General features: G+C 70.3%; 17 protein-coding genes. 8 read left to right on the top strand and 9 right to left on the bottom strand.

What is annotated here, in order from left to right:
* Nucleotides 1–27: 27 nt before the first annotated feature.
* Nucleotides 28–891, bottom strand: a complete 864-nt coding sequence (locus ACWD4B_RS02845; RefSeq protein WP_451419084.1) for a response regulator transcription factor — start codon at nt 889–891, stop codon at nt 28–30.
* A gap of 129 nt (nt 892–1,020) precedes the next feature.
* Between ACWD4B_RS02845 and ACWD4B_RS02840 the strand changes: the two genes are divergently transcribed.
* Entirely contained in the window at nt 1,021–2,301 is a 1,281-nt protein-coding gene (locus ACWD4B_RS02840) for an alpha/beta hydrolase family protein (protein WP_451419083.1), read from the top strand.
* Nucleotides 2,302–2,375: 74 nt separating this feature from the next.
* On the opposite strand, the gene ACWD4B_RS02835 is transcribed toward ACWD4B_RS02840, so the two are convergent.
* The 6 genes from ACWD4B_RS02835 to ACWD4B_RS02810 all read right to left on the bottom strand — a co-directional run bounded on the left by ACWD4B_RS02835 (nt 2,376) and on the right by ACWD4B_RS02810 (nt 8,283).
* Nucleotides 2,376–3,932, bottom strand: coding sequence for an alanine/glycine:cation symporter family protein (locus ACWD4B_RS02835; RefSeq protein WP_451419082.1), 1,557 nt, complete (start codon nt 3,930–3,932; stop codon nt 2,376–2,378).
* A gap of 75 nt (nt 3,933–4,007) precedes the next feature.
* A complete protein-coding gene (locus tag ACWD4B_RS02830; RefSeq protein ID WP_451419081.1) occupies nt 4,008–4,451 on the bottom strand; it encodes an ATP-binding protein in 444 nt (147 codons plus the stop codon).
* Nucleotides 4,452–4,777: 326 nt separating this feature from the next.
* On the bottom strand, nt 4,778–5,977 hold the full coding sequence (locus ACWD4B_RS02825) for an ABC transporter permease (RefSeq protein ID WP_451419080.1): 1,200 nt from the start codon (nt 5,975–5,977) through the stop codon (nt 4,778–4,780).
* A complete protein-coding gene (locus ACWD4B_RS02820) occupies nt 5,959–6,702 on the bottom strand; it encodes an ABC transporter ATP-binding protein (RefSeq protein WP_451419079.1) in 744 nt (247 codons plus the stop codon). Before ACWD4B_RS02820 ends, ACWD4B_RS02825 begins: the two co-directional genes overlap by 19 nt.
* Entirely contained in the window at nt 6,699–7,760 is a 1,062-nt protein-coding gene (locus ACWD4B_RS02815; RefSeq protein ID WP_451419078.1) for an efflux RND transporter periplasmic adaptor subunit, read from the bottom strand. The genes ACWD4B_RS02820 and ACWD4B_RS02815 overlap by 4 nt, the downstream gene beginning before the upstream one ends.
* A gap of 25 nt (nt 7,761–7,785) precedes the next feature.
* A complete protein-coding gene (locus ACWD4B_RS02810) occupies nt 7,786–8,283 on the bottom strand; it encodes a hypothetical protein (protein ID WP_451419077.1) in 498 nt (165 codons plus the stop codon).
* A 125-nt stretch (nt 8,284–8,408) separates the two neighbouring features.
* Here ACWD4B_RS02810 and ACWD4B_RS02805 point away from each other — a divergent pair, with 125 nt between their 5' ends.
* From ACWD4B_RS02805 to ACWD4B_RS02795, 3 genes are all read left to right on the top strand, one after another.
* Nucleotides 8,409–9,074, top strand: coding sequence for a response regulator transcription factor (locus ACWD4B_RS02805; protein WP_451419076.1), 666 nt, complete (start codon nt 8,409–8,411; stop codon nt 9,072–9,074).
* A 29-nt stretch (nt 9,075–9,103) separates the two neighbouring features.
* A complete protein-coding gene (locus ACWD4B_RS02800; protein WP_451419153.1) occupies nt 9,104–10,306 on the top strand; it encodes a sensor histidine kinase in 1,203 nt (400 codons plus the stop codon).
* Nucleotides 10,307–10,417: 111 nt separating this feature from the next.
* On the top strand, nt 10,418–11,314 hold the full coding sequence (locus tag ACWD4B_RS02795; RefSeq protein ID WP_451419075.1) for a C40 family peptidase: 897 nt from the start codon (nt 10,418–10,420) through the stop codon (nt 11,312–11,314).
* 56 nt (nt 11,315–11,370) lie between these two features.
* On the opposite strand, the gene ACWD4B_RS02790 is transcribed toward ACWD4B_RS02795, so the two are convergent.
* Nucleotides 11,371–12,816 (bottom strand): sensor histidine kinase, encoded by a 1,446-nt coding sequence (locus ACWD4B_RS02790; protein WP_451419074.1) that lies wholly within the window; start codon nt 12,814–12,816, stop codon nt 11,371–11,373.
* Entirely contained in the window at nt 12,809–13,495 is a 687-nt protein-coding gene (locus ACWD4B_RS02785) for a response regulator transcription factor (protein WP_451419073.1), read from the bottom strand. Before ACWD4B_RS02785 ends, ACWD4B_RS02790 begins: the two co-directional genes overlap by 8 nt.
* A 140-nt stretch (nt 13,496–13,635) precedes the next feature.
* On the opposite strand from ACWD4B_RS02785, the gene ACWD4B_RS02780 reads away from it, so the two are divergent.
* From ACWD4B_RS02780 to ACWD4B_RS02765, 4 genes are read left to right on the top strand one after another with little or no spacing between them, the layout of a single operon-like run.
* Nucleotides 13,636–14,973 (top strand): peptidoglycan-binding protein, encoded by a 1,338-nt coding sequence (locus tag ACWD4B_RS02780; RefSeq protein ID WP_451419072.1) that lies wholly within the window; start codon nt 13,636–13,638, stop codon nt 14,971–14,973.
* Nucleotides 14,970–15,692, top strand: a complete 723-nt coding sequence (locus ACWD4B_RS02775; protein ID WP_451419071.1) for an ABC transporter ATP-binding protein — start codon at nt 14,970–14,972, stop codon at nt 15,690–15,692. The genes ACWD4B_RS02780 and ACWD4B_RS02775 overlap by 4 nt, the downstream gene beginning before the upstream one ends.
* Entirely contained in the window at nt 15,689–16,966 is a 1,278-nt protein-coding gene (locus ACWD4B_RS02770) for an ABC transporter permease (protein ID WP_451419070.1), read from the top strand. The genes ACWD4B_RS02775 and ACWD4B_RS02770 overlap by 4 nt, the downstream gene beginning before the upstream one ends.
* A gap of 25 nt (nt 16,967–16,991) precedes the next feature.
* Entirely contained in the window at nt 16,992–17,639 is a 648-nt protein-coding gene (locus ACWD4B_RS02765) for a hypothetical protein (protein WP_451419069.1), read from the top strand.
* Nucleotides 17,640–17,949: the final 310 nt, after the last annotated feature.

Here is a 17,949-nt window from a genome sequence, read left to right as displayed (position 1 = left end):
AGAGTTGACTCCCCGGCGGCAGTACGGTCAGTCTCCGGATTCCTTGTTCCGGTCGGTGACCACCAGGCCGGCTTCGTAGGCGAGAATTGCGGCCTGCGTCCTGTTCTCGAGTCCGAGACGGGCGAGCATGCGCGAGGCATACGTCTTGACGCTGGCGAGCGAGAGATGGAGTTCCTCGGCGATCCGTTGGTTCGTGTAACCGGCACCGATGAGGGCCAGGACGTCGCGCTCGCCGTCCTTCAAGGAATCGATCTTCTCTTGCAGTCCGCCGGCTCCCGCCGGCATCCGTGCATGGGCCCGGCTGACCAGTTTGGCCGTGATCTCCGGCGACATCACGGTGCCGCCCACCGCCACCGTCCGCACGGCCGCGATCAGTTCCTCGGACCGCAGGTTCTTGAGCAGGAAGCCGGCGGCTCCGGCCTTCAGGGCCTCGATCACCAGGTCGTCGGTGTTGAAGGTGGTCAGGGCCAGCACCTTCGGCGGGTTGTCGAGCCTCATCAGCCGGACGGTGGCCTCCACACCGCCGATACGGGGCATGCGGAGGTCCATGATGACGACGTCGGGCCGGTGCTTCTGGCAGGTGCTGACCGCTTCCGCGCCGTCCGCCGCCTCTGCGACGACCGCGATGTCGTCCTCGGCCTCGAGTACCGAGCGCAGCCCGGAGCGGATGAGGCTCTGGTCGTCAACAATCAGAACCCGAATGGTCATTGCCGTTTCCTTAGGTGCGACAGGGTGGGCTCGTTGTCTCTCGGGCAAGAAATCCACGGCCTCGTTGAAGCGATATACGGAGCCCGGCCGACCGGGGCCGACCGGATATTCCTTGAGTTCCCGGCGGGTGCCGGCAAGAAGGTCCACGCATTTTGACCTTATCGCGTCGAGGAAATCGTCCAACTGCGCGATCGGACACCACGCCGGAGACGTCGGCGACCAGGCCGTCGGCCTCGTCCGCCGGCAGGTCCGATTCACCCGGGCGGCGGCATACATCTGCACCTGCAAGGGCCCGGGTGTCACGCTGAGGCCATGTCCGAGGAGCGCAGCGGGGCGGAAGAAGCCGATGCCGGGCACATACCCGGCCTGAAACGCTCCACGAGGACCTGGCTCCTGATGGCCGCCCTGACCATCGCGGCGACCGCGAACGCATGTGCCTCCGACCCGTCCGGGTCGCCTGCCCCGCTGCGGGGCGTCGCACTCACCGATCACACCTACCAGGTGCCCCGGCCGCTGCCGTCCGGTGCCCCCGGCACACTGATCGCCGCCACCGACCACGGCGCGGACCCCCTCCTCGCCGCTGCAAGACGCTGGACCGTGCTGTACCACTCGACCGATGTCCACGGGACCGACATCGCCGTCAGCGGCACGGTGCTCCTGCCCGGCGGCACGCCTCCGCCCGGCGGCTGGCCCGTGGTGTCCTGGGCGCACGGCACCACCGGTGTCGCCGACAAATGCGCGCCCTCGCAAGCCCCGGACCTCGGCTACGACTCCTACGCCCGGCAAGTGCGCACCCTGATACAGGCGGGCTACGCCGTCACCGCATCGGACTATCCCGGCCTGGGCACACCCGGCATGCACACCTACCTGGTGGGCGCCGACGAAGGCAACGCCGTCGTCGACATCGTCACCGCAGGACGTCACCTGGCGCCGTCCCTGGCCCCGACATGGTTCGCCGTCGGGCACTCCCAGGGCGGACAAGCCGCTCTCTTCGCTGCCAACGCAGCGCACAGGGCACCCGCGCTGCACCTGGCCGGCGCCGTCGCCATCGCACCGGCCAGCCACCTCGGGACGATGCTTCCCGGCGTCATCGCGTCCCACGTGTCCAGCGAACTGTCCTTCGCCCTCTACTCGTTGGCCGGACTGAGCGCGACGGAACCGTCGGTCGACCTCCACCACCTGATCGGGCCCACGGCGCTGCCGGCCGCCGAGCAGGCTCTGGCCTCGTGCCTCAAGGACAGCTACGCGCCCCTGTCCCGGGTCACCACCGACCAGGCCCTTCCCCTGACCCAGGAGCAGCTGAACCGGCTCGGGAGCACCATGGCGTCCTACGGTGACCCGGACCGTGCCGCGATCGGGGGCCCCGTCCTGGTCGTCCAGGGCGAAGGCGACCTCGACGTGCCGCCGCAGTGGACCGAGGAAGTGGTTCGTCACCTGCGTTCGCTGGGCTCCCCCGCCGTCACGCTGCAGACATACCCCGGCGCCGACCATGACCAAGTGCTGGGCCGGTCCTCCTGCGACCTGCTGAACTTCCTTGCCACGCACGGGGGACGCCCGGTGGGCCACTGCACGCCGTACCGGACACAGAGCTGAGGCACCGTCCCGTCGAACGTCCCACCTCGCTGTGCGCGGTGGGACGTTCCGTCGAGACCGGCAGTCGTCGGTCGTCAGTCGACCGTGGCCGGTGCCTCCGCCTTCTCCGCCCTCGCCGGGCCGGCGTCGGCCGTCGGGCCGAGTCTGCCGCTCCGTACCAGCGCGAGGAAGGAGTCGAGCTCCTTCTTGACCACAGGAGCCAGCAGGTAGAGGCCGGTGATGTTGACGACCGCGAGGAGGAAGAGCACCGCGTCGGCCATGTCTATCAGGGAGGTCAGGGACAGCAGCGAGCCCAGCGCGACGAATGCCGTGTAAGTGGCCTTGTACGTGAGTTCGCTGGCGCGGCGGCGCCCGAACAGGTAGGTCCACGCCTTGAGTCCGTAGTAGCCCCACGTGATGATCGTCGAGAAGGCGAAGAGCAGCACTGCGACGGTCAGGATGTAGGGGAACCAGGGCATGACCGTGGCGAACGCGTCCGAGGTGATGGTCACGCCTTCGGGGGACGCGCCGGACTCGGCTGCTGCCGAACGGGCCTTGTCCCAGCCGGGGGTGGAGGCGATGACGATCGTCAGGGCCGTCATCGTGCAGACGACGACGGTGTCGATGAACGGTTCGAGCAGCGCCACCAGGCCCTCGGTGACGGGGTGCCGGGTCTTGACCGCCGAGTGGGCGATGGGGGCGGATCCGGTGCCGGCCTCGTTGGAGAACGCCGCCCGCTTGAATCCGACGATCAGTGCGCCGATGACGCCGCCCGTCACGCCTTCGGGGGAGAACGCGCCCCCGATGATGGTGGAGACGGCAGCCGGGACCGCGCTCGCGTTGACCAGGATGACGACCAGACAGGCCAGGATGTACGTGCCCGCCATGAGGGGGACGAGCCGGACGGTGACCTTGGCGATGGACCGGATTCCGCCGAGGAGGACGAGTCCGGTCAGTCCGGCCAGCAGCAGCCCGAAGATCAGGGCCCCGGAGGAGGAGCCCAGCAGGCCGTTGTCGCCGCCGGTGACGGACTTGAGCTGCGAGAAGCTCTGGTTGGCCTGGAAGAGGTTGCCGCCGAACAGGCCGAAGAACAGCAGGGCGACGGAGGCCGCCACGGCGAGCACCTTGCCGAGGCCCGCCATGCCGCGCTCGGCAAGTCCCTTGCGGAGGTAGTGCATCGGGCCGCCGGAGACCGTTCCGTCCTCGTGGACTTCCCGGTACTTGACGCCGAGTGTGCATTCCACGAATTTCGTGGCCATGCCGAGGAGGCCGCACAGGATCATCCAGAAGGTGGCTCCGGGGCCGCCGATGGTCACGGCGACCGCGACACCGGCGATGTTGCCCAGTCCGACCGTTCCGGACACGGCAGCGGTCAGGGCCTGGAAGTGGCTGACCTCTCCCGGATCGTCGCTCCTGGAGTATTTTCCGCGCACCAGGTCGAGGGAGAGGCGTATCCCCCTCAGCTGCACGAACCCGAACCAGAAGGTGAAGACGGCTCCTGCGACGACCAGCCAGGCGACGATCCAGGGGAACGTCACACCGAAGACCGTGACTTCGCCGAAGACGAATCCCGACAGGCTCTCGGCAACGGGGTCGAAGACCCCGTTGACGGTGTTCTCGATGCCGGAGGTGAGGGAATCCAGAGAGGACATCAGCACCCCCTCCGCACGTCACGTACTGCTGCCCGGCAATGTCTCGGACAATCACGGTCCGGCATGTGAACTCCTCTATTCATGGGACTGGTTGCCGCCGTCGGTCGCAAGCTGGGGAACCAGCAGTTCGCACCAGACGTGTTTGTGCCGGCCCTGATCGCGGGCCGCTCCCCACGCGTGGCTCACGGCAGCCACGATCTCCAGGCCGCGGCCGCATTCACGAAGAGATGCGCCGGCGCCGCCGCATGCTTCCCGGCCGACGCACGGCAGTTGTGGGCTGGGGTCGTGCGCGCTCACCCGCAGGGCCCCCGGCGCACCGGTCCGGGGCGGCACGATGTCGAGGCTCAGCGCGGTGAGGCATCCGCCGTGTTCCACGGCGTTGGCGGCCAGCTCGGCAATGACCAGCTCGACGGTGTCGACGAGATCATCGCCGTACTCGTGCTCGACGAGCCATTGACGGGCCCGTTGCCGGACATCGCGCAGGGGCTCCTCACCGAGGCAGTTCCGGGTCCATGTCACTGTGTAGCAACGCCGTGATGCAGGGATGACCGATGGCATGGGGCCGGCACCTTTCCGGAGGGCGTCCGGCCCCGGCGGATCTTCGGGGCCCGGACGCTTCGGCCGGGGCCTTCCCGTCCTCTGAGGGGCGGGAAGTCGTACCAAAAAGAACAGCACGTGCCCGGCAAAGGCGGTAATCCTCCATGGTGTGCAAAGGAAGCCAAAAGTAGACTGCCGCGATCAGGAAAAGTGAAGGCGTTTTCGGCCTGTGCCCTATTTCAAGGCGCACCTGTGCCGGGGTCGTGCGAGCGTGCACACGACCCCGGCACGGCAGTGGCCTTTCCTGCTCACCCCGCCTGGAGGGCGAGGGTGGGCGAGAGCCGGGCGGCGCGGACTGCCGGATACAGTCCCGCCACCGACCCGATGAGCAGGGTGGCGCCGAAGCCGCCGCCGACCGCCCACAGGGGGACGACCCAGGGCATGCCGCCCGAGGCGGCGAACACGTACGTGGCCGCCGAGCCCAGCACGACCCCGGCCAGTCCGCCGAGTCCGGACAGCAGCAGCGACTCGGTGACGAACTGGATGCGGATCTGCCCCCGGGTGGCGCCCAGCGAACGGCGCAGGCCGATCTCGTGGCGGCGCTCCAGCACCGAGATGATCATGGTGTTGGCCACCCCGACACCACCGACCAGCAGTGCCACACCGCCCAGTCCGAGCAGCAGATTGTCGAACGCGCCCTCCGTGGCGGCCTTGGCCTGGAGGGCCGAGGACGGGTTGGAGACCTCGACGTTCTGCGGATTCTGCGGGTCGGCGGTGCGTGCGAGCAGCTTGCGGACCGTCTCCACGGAGGCGTCCGTGGAGCGTTCGTAGATCTGGCCGGGGTGACCGTCGAAGTCCAGGAGGGTGCTCGCGGCCTGCCAGCCGACCAGTGCCGCCCGTTCGATCTCCGGCGCCAGCGGAAGCGGGTCGAGGATGCCGATGACCGTGAAGTACTGGTTGCCGATGAAGACTTGCTGACCGGGCGCGGTGATCCCCAGGCGTTCGGCGGCGACGCTGCCGAGCACCACCGAGGGGTAGCGTCCGTTCGCGTCGTTGAGCCAGGTGCCCGCACCGACCGTGCCGCGCAGGGCCTTCAGCAGGCCCTCACTGGCAGCCTTCACGGTGAGACCGCCGGTATCGCTCTTGGAGATCTTCTCGCTGCGCCGGACCGACGGTTTCAGGTCGCCGGTCGCGCCGACGTGCTCGACACCGGGGATACGGCTGATCATGCCCGGCGCTTCCTCGGGCAGCTTGGTCTTCTCGCCACTGAACATGTCCTGGCCGGGGGCGACCTTGAGCATGTTGGTGCCCAGCTTGTCGAGCTCCTGGAGCAGTTGGGCCTTGCTGGAGGCCGAGATGCCGACCACCGCGATCATCGTGGCGATGCCGATGGCGATGCCCAGCGCGGACAGCACGACCCGCATCGGCCGGGAGCGCAGCCCCGCCGAGCCGACGTGCAGCACGTCACGGGGGCCGAGGCGGGCCGGGGTCAGTCGGTCGCGCGGCACTGTTCCTCGCCTCCTTCCGGCCCTTCCGGCTCCGGCGGCTTCGTGCACGTGTCCTCGACGACCTCGCCGTCGCGGATGCGCACCTGGCGCGGCAGGGCACCGGCGATCTCGCCGTCGTGGGTGATCACCGCGATGGTGGCCCCGTCGGCGTTGAGGTCGTGCAGCAACTGCATGACGGCCTCGCCGGAAGCGGAGTCCAGGGCGCCGGTGGGCTCGTCCGCCAGCAGCAGGTCCGGCTCTCCCACCACCGCCCGGGCGATCGCGACCCGCTGCCGCTGGCCGCCGGACAGTTCGTGCGGCCGGTGGTGCATCCGGTCCCCGAGCCCGACCCGTTCCAGGGCCGTGGCCGCGCGCTTGCGGCGCTCGGCCCGGGTCAGACCGGAGTAGAGCAGGCCCTCGGCGACGTTGTCCTGGGCGGTGACCCCGGACACCAGGTGGAAGGACTGGAAGACGAAGCCGATGTGCCGGGCGCGCAGTGCGGACAGCCGGCGGTCGGAGAGGGCCGCCACGTCGTGGCCCGCGATGGCGACGGTGCCGGCGGTCGGGCGGTCCAGAGTGCCGACGATGTGCAGCAGGGTGGACTTGCCCGACCCGGACGGGCCGACGATCGCGAGCAACTCCCCGCGCCCGACGCGCAGATCCACCCCGCGCAGCGCCGCGACCCCGCCCGGGTACTCCTTGGTGACCTGGTTCAGTTCGACGACGGTGTTGGCGACGGTGGTCATGTCCTGGGCACTCCGACCTTCATGCCTTCCTTGAGGCCGGATCCGCTGACCTCGACCCTCCCCTGCCCGAACAGGCCGAGCTTGACGGGGACTTCGCGGGCCTTGCCGTCCTCCACGACCTGGATGCCGAAGCCGCCGGCGGGCAGGGCGAGCAGCGCGTTGACCGGGACGGTCAGCACGTTCTCGTGCGTCTCGCCCTTGAGCTCGACAGTGACCGGGGCCTGGTCGATGCCCTTGACCTCCGACGGATCGGCGAAGGTCACCCGGGCGGTGATCTTGGCATCGTCCTTCTCGCCGCCGCCCTTGTCCTTGTCGTCGTCCGAACCGGCACTGCGGTCGACGGAGGAGACCTTCCCTCCGACCTTGTCACCGCCGGGGAGCGTGACCTCCACACGGGTGCCGGGCTCGGCGAGCCCCGCATCCGAGACGTCGAGCTTGATCTGCACCTCGCGCTCGGCCCCGGTGACGGTCAGCACCGGGCGGCCGGGGGCCACCTGGTCGCCGACGGCCGCATCCTTCTTCTTGATCCGCACCGAGCTCGGCGCGAAGGCGATCTGGTCCGGGCCCGTCTCGCCGGTCTGCTTCAGGCCGTGGGACTTCTGCCAGCGCTTGAGCGCCGCCGCCGTTCCGGAGGTGAACTCCTCGTCCACGGTCAGGCCCGCTCCGTAGCCGAGGTCGCGCAGGTTCTGCTTCAACTGCCGGACGTCCGGCCCCTTGTCCCCGGCCTTGAGCTTCCGGTACATGGGCCGCTCGCCGTACAGCAGCCGGACCTTGGCACCGTCGGCCTCGTAGAGCGCCTCGTTCTGCTTGACCACCGAGCCGGTGTCCGGGAGCCAGGTGACCGTGCCCTGCGCGCCTCCGTTGAGCTTGCGCTCCTCGGAGTAGCCGAGGGTGCCGTCCACCTGGGTGCGGCTGCTCAGGTCCTGCCGCTTGATCGTGTCGGTCTTCTGCGGCAGGCCGTCCGTGCGCCGCTCCTGGCCCTTGCCGTCGTCACCGCTCACCGAGACGACCGCCGCCCCGCCCACCAGTGCACTCGCCACGGCCAGCGAGGCGATCACGTACTTCCTGGCAGGGCGCCTGCGTTCACTCCCCGAGCTTGTCACTGCACACCTTCTGAGCCTTCTCCATCTTCTCCTTGGGCACGTCGGCGCCGCCTCCCGCCTTCGCGGTCAGGTTGCCGTCCTTGAGCTCCGGGTCCGGCATGTCGACACCCTGCTCGCGCATGCACTGGGCGAACTTGATGGACTTGTCGAGGGCCTTCTGCTGCTCTTCCGCGCTCATTTCCTTGCCGGCACCGGGCAGGTCCTTGCAGGCTTCTTTCGCCTTCTTGAACGCCTTCTCGTCCTTCACCTCGATGCCCGCGGCCTGGCCCTCCTTGGGCTCCTCCACCTTCACACCGTTGTCACGCAGGCACTGACGGTATTTGTAGGCGTCGTCCTCCGCCTTTCCCTTGCCGGACACGTCCGAGCCCTGTGCACTGCTGTCCTTGCCGGAATCCGCACCGCCCCCGGTGCAGCCGACGGCGAACAGCGCCATTCCCGTAACGAACGCAGCCGTCATGCCGTACCTGACGTTCCCCATGGAATTCCTCCGTATCCAAGACCCGATGGCCGATGCCCCGGAGGCTGGCACACGCCCGTGTTTCGTTTCTCTCAACGAGGACGTTTACACCGACGAAAGGCCGCTCTCAGGTATATGTAGATGTCATGCGCGTGCTGGTCGTGGAGGACGAGGAATTCCTGGCGGAGATGATCGCCGAAGGGCTGCGGCGCGACGCCCTGGCCGTCGACGTCGCGCACGACGGCCTGACGGCGCTGGAACGGCTGCGCCTCGGCGAGTACGACGTGCTCGTCCTCGATCGCGACCTCCCCGGCCTGCACGGCGACGAGGTGTGCCGTCGCGTGGTCGAGGCACGCCTGCTGACGCGGGTGCTGATGCTCACCGCGGCCGATTCCGTGCGCGAGCGGGTCGCGGGCCTCGGCCTGGGTGCGGACGACTACCTCTCCAAACCGTTCGCCTACGAGGAACTGCTCGCCCGCGTGCTGGCCCTGGGCCGCCGCGCCCGGCCCGCCCTGCCGCCTGTCATCGAGCGGGCGGGCATCGCCGTGGACACGGCCCGCCGGCAGGCCTTCCGGGACGGCCGCTACCTCGCACTGTCGCGCAAGGAGTTCGGGGTGCTGGAAGTGCTGATGCGCGCCGAGGGCGCCGTCGTCAGCGGCGAGGAGCTGATCGAGCAGGTGTGGGAGGAGAACACCAGCTACCGCACCAACGCCGTCCGGGTCACGCTCAGCAAACTCCGTACGAAGCTCGGAGATCCCCCGGTCATCGACACCGTGCCGGGTCACGGATACCGCATCGGTGGAGCCGCGTGAACCGGCCTTCGGCACTTCGCGCACGGCGCATGCGGCTGCCCGGTGGCGAACGGGCCCGGCTGACGGCGCTCTACGGCGGACTGCTCGTACTCGCCGGAGCCATGCTCATCGGCCTGATCAACTTTCTCGTGGCCCAGGGCCTGTACACCACCATCAGTGGAGCGGTGGTAGCACGTCTGGAACCCGGCGCCGCCTCCCCGGCGCAGCCCCTTCCTTCCCCCCGCCCCTCCGCCGCATCCGCTTCCCCGGGGTCCGAGGTCTTTCAACGCGCCCAGCCTTCCGGAGAGATCGGCACCTTCACACGGGCTGCCGAACAGGCCACCCAGAACCAGCTGTTGACCATCTCCCTGATCACCCTGGCCGTCTTCGCCATCGTCTCGGTCGCGCTCGCGTGGTGGATGGCCGGGCGGGTGCTGCGTCCCGTCGGGGTGATCACCCGTACCGCCCGGAAGCTGTCCGGGGAGAACCTCCACGAGCGCATCGCCCTCGACGCCCCGTCGGGCGAGCTCAAGCAACTCGCCGACACCTTCGACGACATGCTCGACCGCATAGAGCATCTGGTCGGCGCACAGAAGCGGTTCGCCGCCAACGCCGCGCACGAGCTGCGCACCTCGCTTGCGGTGCAGCGGGCGGCGGCGGAGATCGGGCTGGCCACCTCGGACCCCGAGGCCGTCGCCCGTATCCGCCGCAAGCTCATCGAGGTCGCCGACAGCAGCGAACGGCTCATCGAAGGCCTGCTGCTGCTCTCCGTCTCCGATCAGGGCCTGGACCACCGTGAACCGGTCGCCCTGGACGAGCTCGTCCGTTCCGTGACCGCCGAGTACGCCGTCTCGCAGCAGGCCCGCGACCACGGCGTCACCGTCCGGGCCCAGACCACGCCGGTGACGGTGCAGGGCGACCCGGTCCTGCTGACCCACCTCGTGCGCAACCTCGTCGGCAACGCCCTCCGCTACAACCACGACGGCGGCCACGTCACCGTCACCGCACACGGCCGGGCGCTGGAGGTCGACAACAGTGGGCCCCATGTGCCCCCGGAGACCGTCCCGTACCTCTTCGAACCGTTCCGCCGCCTGGAAGAGCGTCGTCACGCGCGCGGCGAGGGCGCCGGCCTCGGCCTGTCCATCGTCGCCTCGATCGCCCGCGCCCACCAGGCCCGTACGGACGCCGAAGCCAACCCCAGGGGCGGACTGACCGTCCGCGTCGTCTTCCCCGGCCCCGAGGATGGTTCGTGAGCGGAGAAGGGCTCCGCTTGGCGCCCCTGACGGACAGGGCGAAGCACGCCAACTGTGGCATATCCCACGATATTTGAATTCGCCGCATCGTTTCTGATAGCCCGTTGTGTTATGTCCCCTCAAACACGCATACGCAGTCACCGGAAGCCCAGCAGTCCCGCCCTGCAGTCGTGGGTGGTCCGTACGGGCGTGGCCGGTGGTGTCCTCAGCACTCTGGCCGTCACCGGGGCCGGCTCCGCCACGGCGGCCGAGAAGCCCTCCGAATCGACCATGGAGATGCCGTCGTTCGACATCGGCCTCTCCGCCTCCATTGCACAGAGCGCGGCCGCCACGCAGCAGGCCGCTGCCGACCAGCAGGCTCGCGCACAGGTGGAACAAGCCGTCGAGCACGCCAGGAACGACGCCAAGAAGGCCGCCCAGAAGACCAGGGAGGAGGCCGAGCGCAAGGCCGAGGCCGAACGCAAGTCGGCCGAGGCGGAGAAGAAGCGCGAGCAGGCCAAGGACAACGGGCCGTCGCGCGCCTCGCGTTCTGCGGACCGTAGTACTCCGTCGGACAAGAACACATCCGAGCCCAGGGCATCGTCCTCGCCGTCGTCCTCTTCGTCCTCGTCCTCTTCGTCCTCGTCCTCCTCCTCGTCGTCCTCTGCGACCGGCAGCGCCGCAGCCGTGCTCGCGTTCCTCAAGGCCCAGGTCGGCAAGGCCTACGTGATGGGCGGCACCGGCTCCTCCGGCTCGTACGACTGCTCCGGCCTGGTCATGGCCGCGTACAAGAAGGTCGGCATCGATCTGCCGCGCGTCTCCCAGGACCAGTCGACGGCCGGCCGCCAGGTGAGCCTCGACAACCTCAAGCCCGGCGACATCCTGTACTGGGGTTCTGCAGGCAGTGCCCACCACGTCGCCGTCTACATCGGCGGCGGCAAGTTCATCGGCGCGCAGAACCCGAGCACGGGTGTCGTGGAGCGCGACATGAAGTGGGACATGCCGACCGGCGCGGTCCGCGTGCTGTGACCGCTGTGTAGTGGCCTGGGCCGGGAGCGAGCTGCACACTCCCGGCTCAGGCAGGCTCAGGCAGGCCCCAGGGGCAGCTCCACCACGAACGTGGCCCCGCCGCCCGGTGGTTCGGGCGCGACGTGGAGCGTGCCGCCGTGCCGCACGGCGATGTCGCGGGCGATGGCCAGCCCCAGGCCGCTGCCGCCGGCATGCCGACTGCGGGACTCGTCGAGGCGTGTGAACCGTTCGAAGATCCGCTCCCGGTCGGCGGGGTCGATGTCCGGACCGTCGTTGTGCACCTGCGCCCGCCAGGTGTCCCCGACTCGCTCGACGGAGACGGTGACCGAGGTACGGGCGTGGCGCAGCGCGTTGTCGAGGAGGTTGCGCAGCAGTCGCGTGAGGTGCAGGGCGTGGCCGCGTACGGGTGCGGTTACGGGTGCCTGGACGTGGATCGCGGGCGCGTCCGGCTGTACTGCCCGTGTCTCGTCGGCCAGTTCGCGGGCGAGGCCCGCCAGGTCGACGAGGGCGGCCTGGTGCGGTTCGGTGTCCGGGCGGGTGAGGAAGAGCAGGTCGTCGGCGAGTGCCTGGAGGCGGCGGGTGGCCGTCAGTGCGTCCCGGGCCGCTTCGGGCCAGTCGGTCTTGCCGGGGTGGGCGAGGGAGATCTCCAGCTGGGAGCGGAGTGCCGTGATGGGGCTGCGCAGTTCGTGCGAGGCGTCGGCGACGAAGCGCTGCTGCTGTTCGGCGGCGCGTTCCAGGCGGTCGAGGGTCTCGTTGGTGGTGACGGCCATGCGGGAGATCTCGTCCCGGGCGCGCGGGACGGGGACACGCCGGTCCAGGTGCCGTTCGCCGATCTCCGCGAGTTCGCGGCGGATCGCCTCGACGGGCCGCAGGGCACGCCGGGTCGAGAGGTACGCGGTGGCCGCGACGACCAGCGCGGCCAGCGGGACGCCGGCTCGCAGGGCGGGGGCCAGCTCGTCCGCGGCGGCCTGGGCGGCGTCGGGCAGGACGAAGACGTAGACCGTGTAACGCCCCCCGTTCGTACCGAAGATGGTGGGTTCGCCCCGCACGACGTCGATGGAGGCCGCGACGGCGGTCAGGGTGCGGTGGGCGAGCGAGACGGTGGGGGGTGCCTCGCCGTGCGGGGTGGGTTCGGCTGCGCCGACGCGGACGGTCCGGGTGTCGGTCCACTCCGGGCGCGCGTCGGCGGGTGCGGGCGGCAACTGCTCCACGAGGCCCTGGTACCCGCCTGCGCCGTTCCCGTGGGTGCCGATGATGCCCTTGGGGGTCAGGACCAGGAACGGCCAGGTCGACTGGTCGGCGAACAGTCCGCTCGCCCGCTGGTTGATGATCATGTTGCGGGCCACGGCGCGGGCCTGGACCCGGGCCTTGTCCATGGTGTCCGCGTAGCGGTTCTCGTACACGTGCCGCTGGAGCCACCACGCTCCGCCGCCGAAGACCATCAGCGCCGCCAGTCCGGCGAGGGTGGCGGTGCGGATGCGGGTGGGCAGCCGGTCAAACATACAGCGGGCCGTCCTCGACCAGCCGGTAGCCGGCGCCGCGCACCGTCTCTATGGAGTGCCTGCCGAACGGCGTGTCGATCTTGCGGCGCAGAGTGCTGATGTAGACCTCGACGATTCCGGGCCCGCCCGCGTAGGCCACGTCCCACACCTCGTCGAGAATGTCCGTCTTGGACAGCACGGCCCCCGGGGTCTGCAGGAGGCACTTCAGCACGGCGAACTCCCGCGCGGTGACGGCGACTTCGCTCTCACCCCGGCCGCAGCGCCGGGTGACCGGATCCAGCCACAGGTCCCCGTGGCGGAGCGTGCCCCCGCCGGTGCCGCCGCCGCGGCGGATCAGGGCACGCAGCCGGGCGCACAGCACCACGTAGGAGAAGGGCTTGGTCAGGTAGTCGTCCGCCCCGGTGTCCAGGCCCTCGGCCTCGTCGTGCTCCCCGTCCTTGGCCGTGAGCATCAGCACGGGAGTGTGCACACCGGCCGCACGCAGTTCCGCGCAGACCCGGTAACCGTGCACGCCGGGCAGCATGATGTCGAGGATGATCGCCTGGTAGGAGCGGCGCTGGGCGAGTTGGAGCCCGGTGAGGCCGTCGGTGGCGTGGTCCACGGCGTACCCCTCGGCCTCCAGCCCGCGCCGCAGAGCGGCGCCGACCTGCGGGTCGTCCTCCACTACCAGGATGCTCATGCCGACCAGGATGGCAGATGCTCCCATCTGCTCCCTTAAGAGGCCTTAAGGATCCTTGGCAGCGCTTAGGCACCCTTCGCGCATTCTGTGTGCAGCCGGCCGGCCGACCCGTGCCGGACGCCGACCTCCGGAGGGTGCTCATGGACACGCATGACGACACCGCGGTGCTGTCCGCGGTGGCGGACGGGGCCGGGGACCCGGACGACGGCCCGCCCGTCGGCTGGTCCCGGCGGAAGAAGGCGCTCACCGGCGGGCTGGTGGTGCTCGCCGTCGCCCTCACCGGTGGCGGCGTGGCCTACACCTGGCTCCGCGACCGCCCCGCCGACGCGGCACCCGAGGGGCCCGGCGAGGCCCGTACGGCCCCGGTGGTCAAGACCGACCTCAGCGAGAAGAAGACCCTGGCCGGAACCCTGGGATACGGCGAGGAGCTGACCGTCAAGGGCGCCGGCCCCGGCACGGTCACCTGGCTGCCGAAGGCCGGGGACAGGGCCGAGCGCGGCAAGCCGATCGCCCGCGTCGACGACCGGCCGGTGACGGTCTTCTACGGGGACATACCGCTGTACCGCAAGCTGGGACAGACCTCCGAACCGTCACCGTCCGCGGGGAACGGTGCTCCGGGGAGCAGCGCCTCCCCTTCCGCGACGCCCCGGCCCGGTGCGAGTCCCACGCCGGAGGGCACGGACTCCGCAGGTCGCGGGAACAGCACCGGCAGCGGTGAGATCGCGGGACCGGGCACCCGGGGCACCGACGTGAGGATCCTGGAGGAGAACCTCTACGCGCTGGGCTACCGCGACTTCGGCCGCCCCGACGACGTCCTCACCGATGCCACCGTCGCCGCCGTCAAGCGCTGGCAGAAGGCCAACGGCGACCAGCACCCCTCCGGCGTCGTCGACCCCGCCGACGTCCGCGTGCTGAAGGAGGGGGCCCGCATCGGGCAGGTCAAGGCACACGTCGGCGACCGCGCCGACGGCGAGCTCCTCACCCTCACCGGCAGCACCCGTTCCGTCACCGTCCTCCTCCCCGTCGCCGACAAGAACCTGGCGCACGTCGGGGCCAAGGTCACCGTCGACCTGCCGGGAGGCGGGAAGAGCACCGGCAAGGTCCGCGGGATCGGCACCGTGACCGCCCAGGACGGCAAGGGCGGTTCCGGCGGAGGTGACGGCGGCGCGGCGGACGGCGCGCCGAACGAGGCCAAGGTCAAGGTCACGGTCTCCCTCGACGACCCCGGCGCCGCCGGCGACCTCGACGGGGCCCCGGTGTCGGTCGGCTTCACCAGCGGCTCCCGCTCCGGCGTCCTGGCAGTGCCCGTCGGCGCCCTGGTGCCGCTGCGCGAAGGGGGCTATGCCCTTCAGATCGCCGCATCCGGCACCGGCAAGCCGCATCTGACCTCCGTGAAGACCGGCATGTTCTCCCAGGGACTGGTCGAGGTCACCGGCCGGGAGATCGCGGAAGGCGTGCGGGTGGTGACCGCCCAATGACCAGCACGCAGGAAGGGGGACCGGTACCCGTCCTGGAGTTGGAGGACGTCTGGAAGAGCTACCCGGGCGGCGTCCACGCGCTGCGCGGCGTGGACCTGTCCGTCGCCGAGGGCGAACTGCTGGGCATCGTCGGCCCGTCCGGCTCCGGCAAGTCCACACTCCTGCACGTGATGGGCATGCTCGACCGGCCCACCTCCGGCCGTGTGCGCATACGCGGCCAGGACGTCGAGGGGCTCGGCGACCGCCGGCTGTCCGCCCTGCGCGGCCGCTCGCTCGGCTTCGTCTTCCAGCAGTTCCACCTCGCCGAGGGCATGTCGGCCACCGACAACGTGGCCACCGGCCTGCTCTACGCGGGCGTGCCCGCCCGCCGCCGACGGGCCATGGCCCGCGAGGCGTTGGCGCAGGTCGGGCTCGCCGACCGGGCCGGGCACCTGCCGCACCAGCTCTCCGGCGGCCAGAAACAGCGCGTCGCCATCGCCCGCGCCCTGGTCCACCGCCCCGCCCTGGTCCTGGCGGACGAGCCGACCGGGGCGCTCGACAGCCGCACGGGCCACGCCGTGATGGACCTGCTGCGCGCCCTCCACACCGCCGGCACCACCATCGCCGTCATCACCCACGACCGGGAACTGGCCGCCTCGCTGCCCCGCCGCGTGGAGATCCTCGACGGCCGCATCCGGCACGACACCGGAACCCGCACGTCCGCGAAGGGAACGACATGATCTCCCGGTTCCGCAGGACCGCCCTGCAGGAGGCCGACGGGCCCGGCCCGGCCGGGGCGGCGGACGGCCGCCCCGTGCGCCTGTCCCCGCGGGACGTCCTCGCGCTGGGCGTGCTGCGCCTGAGGATCCGGCCCCTGCGCGCCGCGCTCTCCGCCCTCGGCATCTCCATCGGTGTCGCCACCATGGTCGTGGTCGTCGGCATACCCGCCTCCGGCAGGCAGGCGCTCGCGCAGGACCTGGCGAAGCTCGGCACCAACGTGCTGAAGGTGCAGAAGACTGCGGAGGCGGGCGGCCGGAAGAGCGGCGAACTGCCCGAGCAGGCCGCAGCGATGGCCGCACGCGTGGGGCCCGTCGAGGCCGCTGCTGCGGTCGGCAAGCTGCCCGGCGCCTCCGTGCGCCGCTCCGACAAGGTCGCCGTGGGCGACACCTCCGGGGTCTCGGTCGTCACCGCGCTCGGCGACTTCCGCACTGCACTCGGTGCCCAGGCCTACGCGGGCTCCCTGCCCGGAGGCGCCGCCGACGCGTTCCCCACGGTCGTCCTCGGCGCGAGCGCCGCCCAGCGGCTCGGCATCACCGACCTGAGTGCGCGGGACGGCACCGCAGGCCCCCAACTCCGCATCGGCGACCACTGGTTCACCGTCACCGGCATCCTCAAGTCGATGCCCCTGCTGCCCGAGATGGACTCCGCGGCCATCGTCGGCTGGCCGGCCGCCAAGGAGAAGCTCGGCTTCGACGGCCACCCTGCCACCGTCTACGTCCGGGCACGGGAGTCCGCCCTGGACGACGTCCGCGCCGTGCTCGCCGCCGCCGTCAACCCCCGGACCCCCTCCGACGTCACGGTCAGCCGCCCGTCGGACGCACTGCAGGCCAAGAAGATGACCGAGACGGCCTTCTCCTCGCTCTTCCTCGGCCTGGCCGCAGTCGCGCTGCTCGTGGGCGGCGTCGGCGTGGCCAACACCATGGTCGTCTCGGTGCTGGAGCGCCGGACCGAGATCGGCCTGCGCCGGGCGCTGGGTGCGAGCCGCGGCCAGATCCGCATCCAGTTCCTCACCGAATCGGTGGTGCTGTGCCTGCTGGGCGGCCTCGCCGGCGTGCTCCTGGGCGTCGCCGGGACCGCGGGCTACGCGGCCTCCCAGACCTGGCCCACCGTCCTGCCGCTGCCCGCCGTCCTCGGCGGCCTGGGATCGGCGCTCGCCGTCGGCACGCTCGCAGGCCTCTACCCGGCCGTACGGGCCTCCCGCCTCACCCCGACCGAAGCCCTCGCCACTTCCTGAACTCCCCCGAAAAGGAGACCCTTTCATGAACCGCACCCGGCACCGCGCCCGGCGGGCCGCCGAACTGGCCCTGGCGGCAGGCGCCGCCGCCGTACTGCTGACGGCCTGCAGCAGCGGCACGGACAAGGACGGCGACGACGTCGCCTCGCTCCGGACGTCCGACAGCAGTACGGCTGCCCAGGACTCCGGCACCGGCACCGGCAAGAAGTACAAGGCCGGCAGCAAGGAGGCCTCCAAGGCCTTCGACGAATGGAAGGCCAAGTTCCGCACGTGCGTGGCCCGGAAGGCCGAACAGCTCGGCATCGAGGTGGTCGAGGGCACCGGAAAGAACGAGGGCGACCTCGTCGCCAAGGGCCTGGGCGGCTCCAGGTCGGAGACTAACGGCAACGTCACCTACGACAACCCCCTCACCAAGAAATGGTGGGAGGAAGTGGACACCCCCTGCCGCAAGGAAATCCCGGTGCCGGAGGTCGAGGACGACAAGAGCGACCCCGCCAAGCTCGCCGAGATACGCAAGAAGTACGAGTGCCTGCGCAAGGAGGGCCTGGACGGGCTGCACGAACCCACCATCGACGACCCGAGCCTCTTCACCGGGGAGGGCACGAAAAAGTATCTGGGCGGCAACCCCGACCCCAAGGCCGAGCAGGCACTGAAGAAATGCGGAATCGGCTGAGCACGGCCCTGCCGGTCATTCGGCGGCGGCCAGGGTGGCCAGGTTTCCGAAATATAAATGACGTTGCACGGTCAACTGCGCGCAGCAGGAGGCTGGTGGCGTTCCACTGTGTACGGGCTGTGTAAATCCCCGATAATGGAAGGAGTTTGGGATATTGAGCAAATCGGTAGACTGCCCGGCATGAGGAATTGCATCCGGTCTCAGGGGCGTGACCCGAGAATATGCCGTCCGGCAAGGGCGTGACCTGTGAGCGTGCCAGCTCGGTCGACCTCCACCGATTGCAGATCCGGCGGACCTGGACCGGAACGTC

Source organism: Streptomyces sp. NPDC002536 (assembly GCF_053594995.1).
This window is presented reverse-complemented; position numbering and strand designations above follow the sequence as displayed.

Bases quoted from the DNA above. Each gene is read 5' to 3' on its own strand.
- ACWD4B_RS02840 (WP_451419083.1), top strand. From the start codon at position 1,021: ATGTCCGAGGAGCGCAGCGGGGCGGAAGAAGCCGATGCCGGGCACATA.
- ACWD4B_RS02835 (WP_451419082.1), bottom strand. From the start codon at position 3,932: ATGTCCTCTCTGGATTCCCTCACCTCCGGCATCGAGAACACCGTCAAC.
- ACWD4B_RS02820 (WP_451419079.1), bottom strand. From the start codon at position 6,702: ATGACCACCGTCGCCAACACCGTCGTCGAACTGAACCAGGTCACCAAG.
- ACWD4B_RS02810 (WP_451419077.1), bottom strand. From the start codon at position 8,283: ATGGGGAACGTCAGGTACGGCATGACGGCTGCGTTCGTTACGGGAATG.
- ACWD4B_RS02805 (WP_451419076.1), top strand. From the start codon at position 8,409: ATGCGCGTGCTGGTCGTGGAGGACGAGGAATTCCTGGCGGAGATGATC.
- ACWD4B_RS02800 (WP_451419153.1), top strand. From the start codon at position 9,104: ATGCGGCTGCCCGGTGGCGAACGGGCCCGGCTGACGGCGCTCTACGGC.
- ACWD4B_RS02795 (WP_451419075.1), top strand. From the start codon at position 10,418: ATGTCCCCTCAAACACGCATACGCAGTCACCGGAAGCCCAGCAGTCCC.
- ACWD4B_RS02790 (WP_451419074.1), bottom strand. From the start codon at position 12,816: ATGTTTGACCGGCTGCCCACCCGCATCCGCACCGCCACCCTCGCCGGA.
- ACWD4B_RS02785 (WP_451419073.1), bottom strand. From the start codon at position 13,495: ATGAGCATCCTGGTAGTGGAGGACGACCCGCAGGTCGGCGCCGCTCTG.
- ACWD4B_RS02780 (WP_451419072.1), top strand. From the start codon at position 13,636: ATGGACACGCATGACGACACCGCGGTGCTGTCCGCGGTGGCGGACGGG.
- ACWD4B_RS02775 (WP_451419071.1), top strand. From the start codon at position 14,970: ATGACCAGCACGCAGGAAGGGGGACCGGTACCCGTCCTGGAGTTGGAG.
- ACWD4B_RS02770 (WP_451419070.1), top strand. From the start codon at position 15,689: ATGATCTCCCGGTTCCGCAGGACCGCCCTGCAGGAGGCCGACGGGCCC.
- ACWD4B_RS02765 (WP_451419069.1), top strand. From the start codon at position 16,992: ATGAACCGCACCCGGCACCGCGCCCGGCGGGCCGCCGAACTGGCCCTG.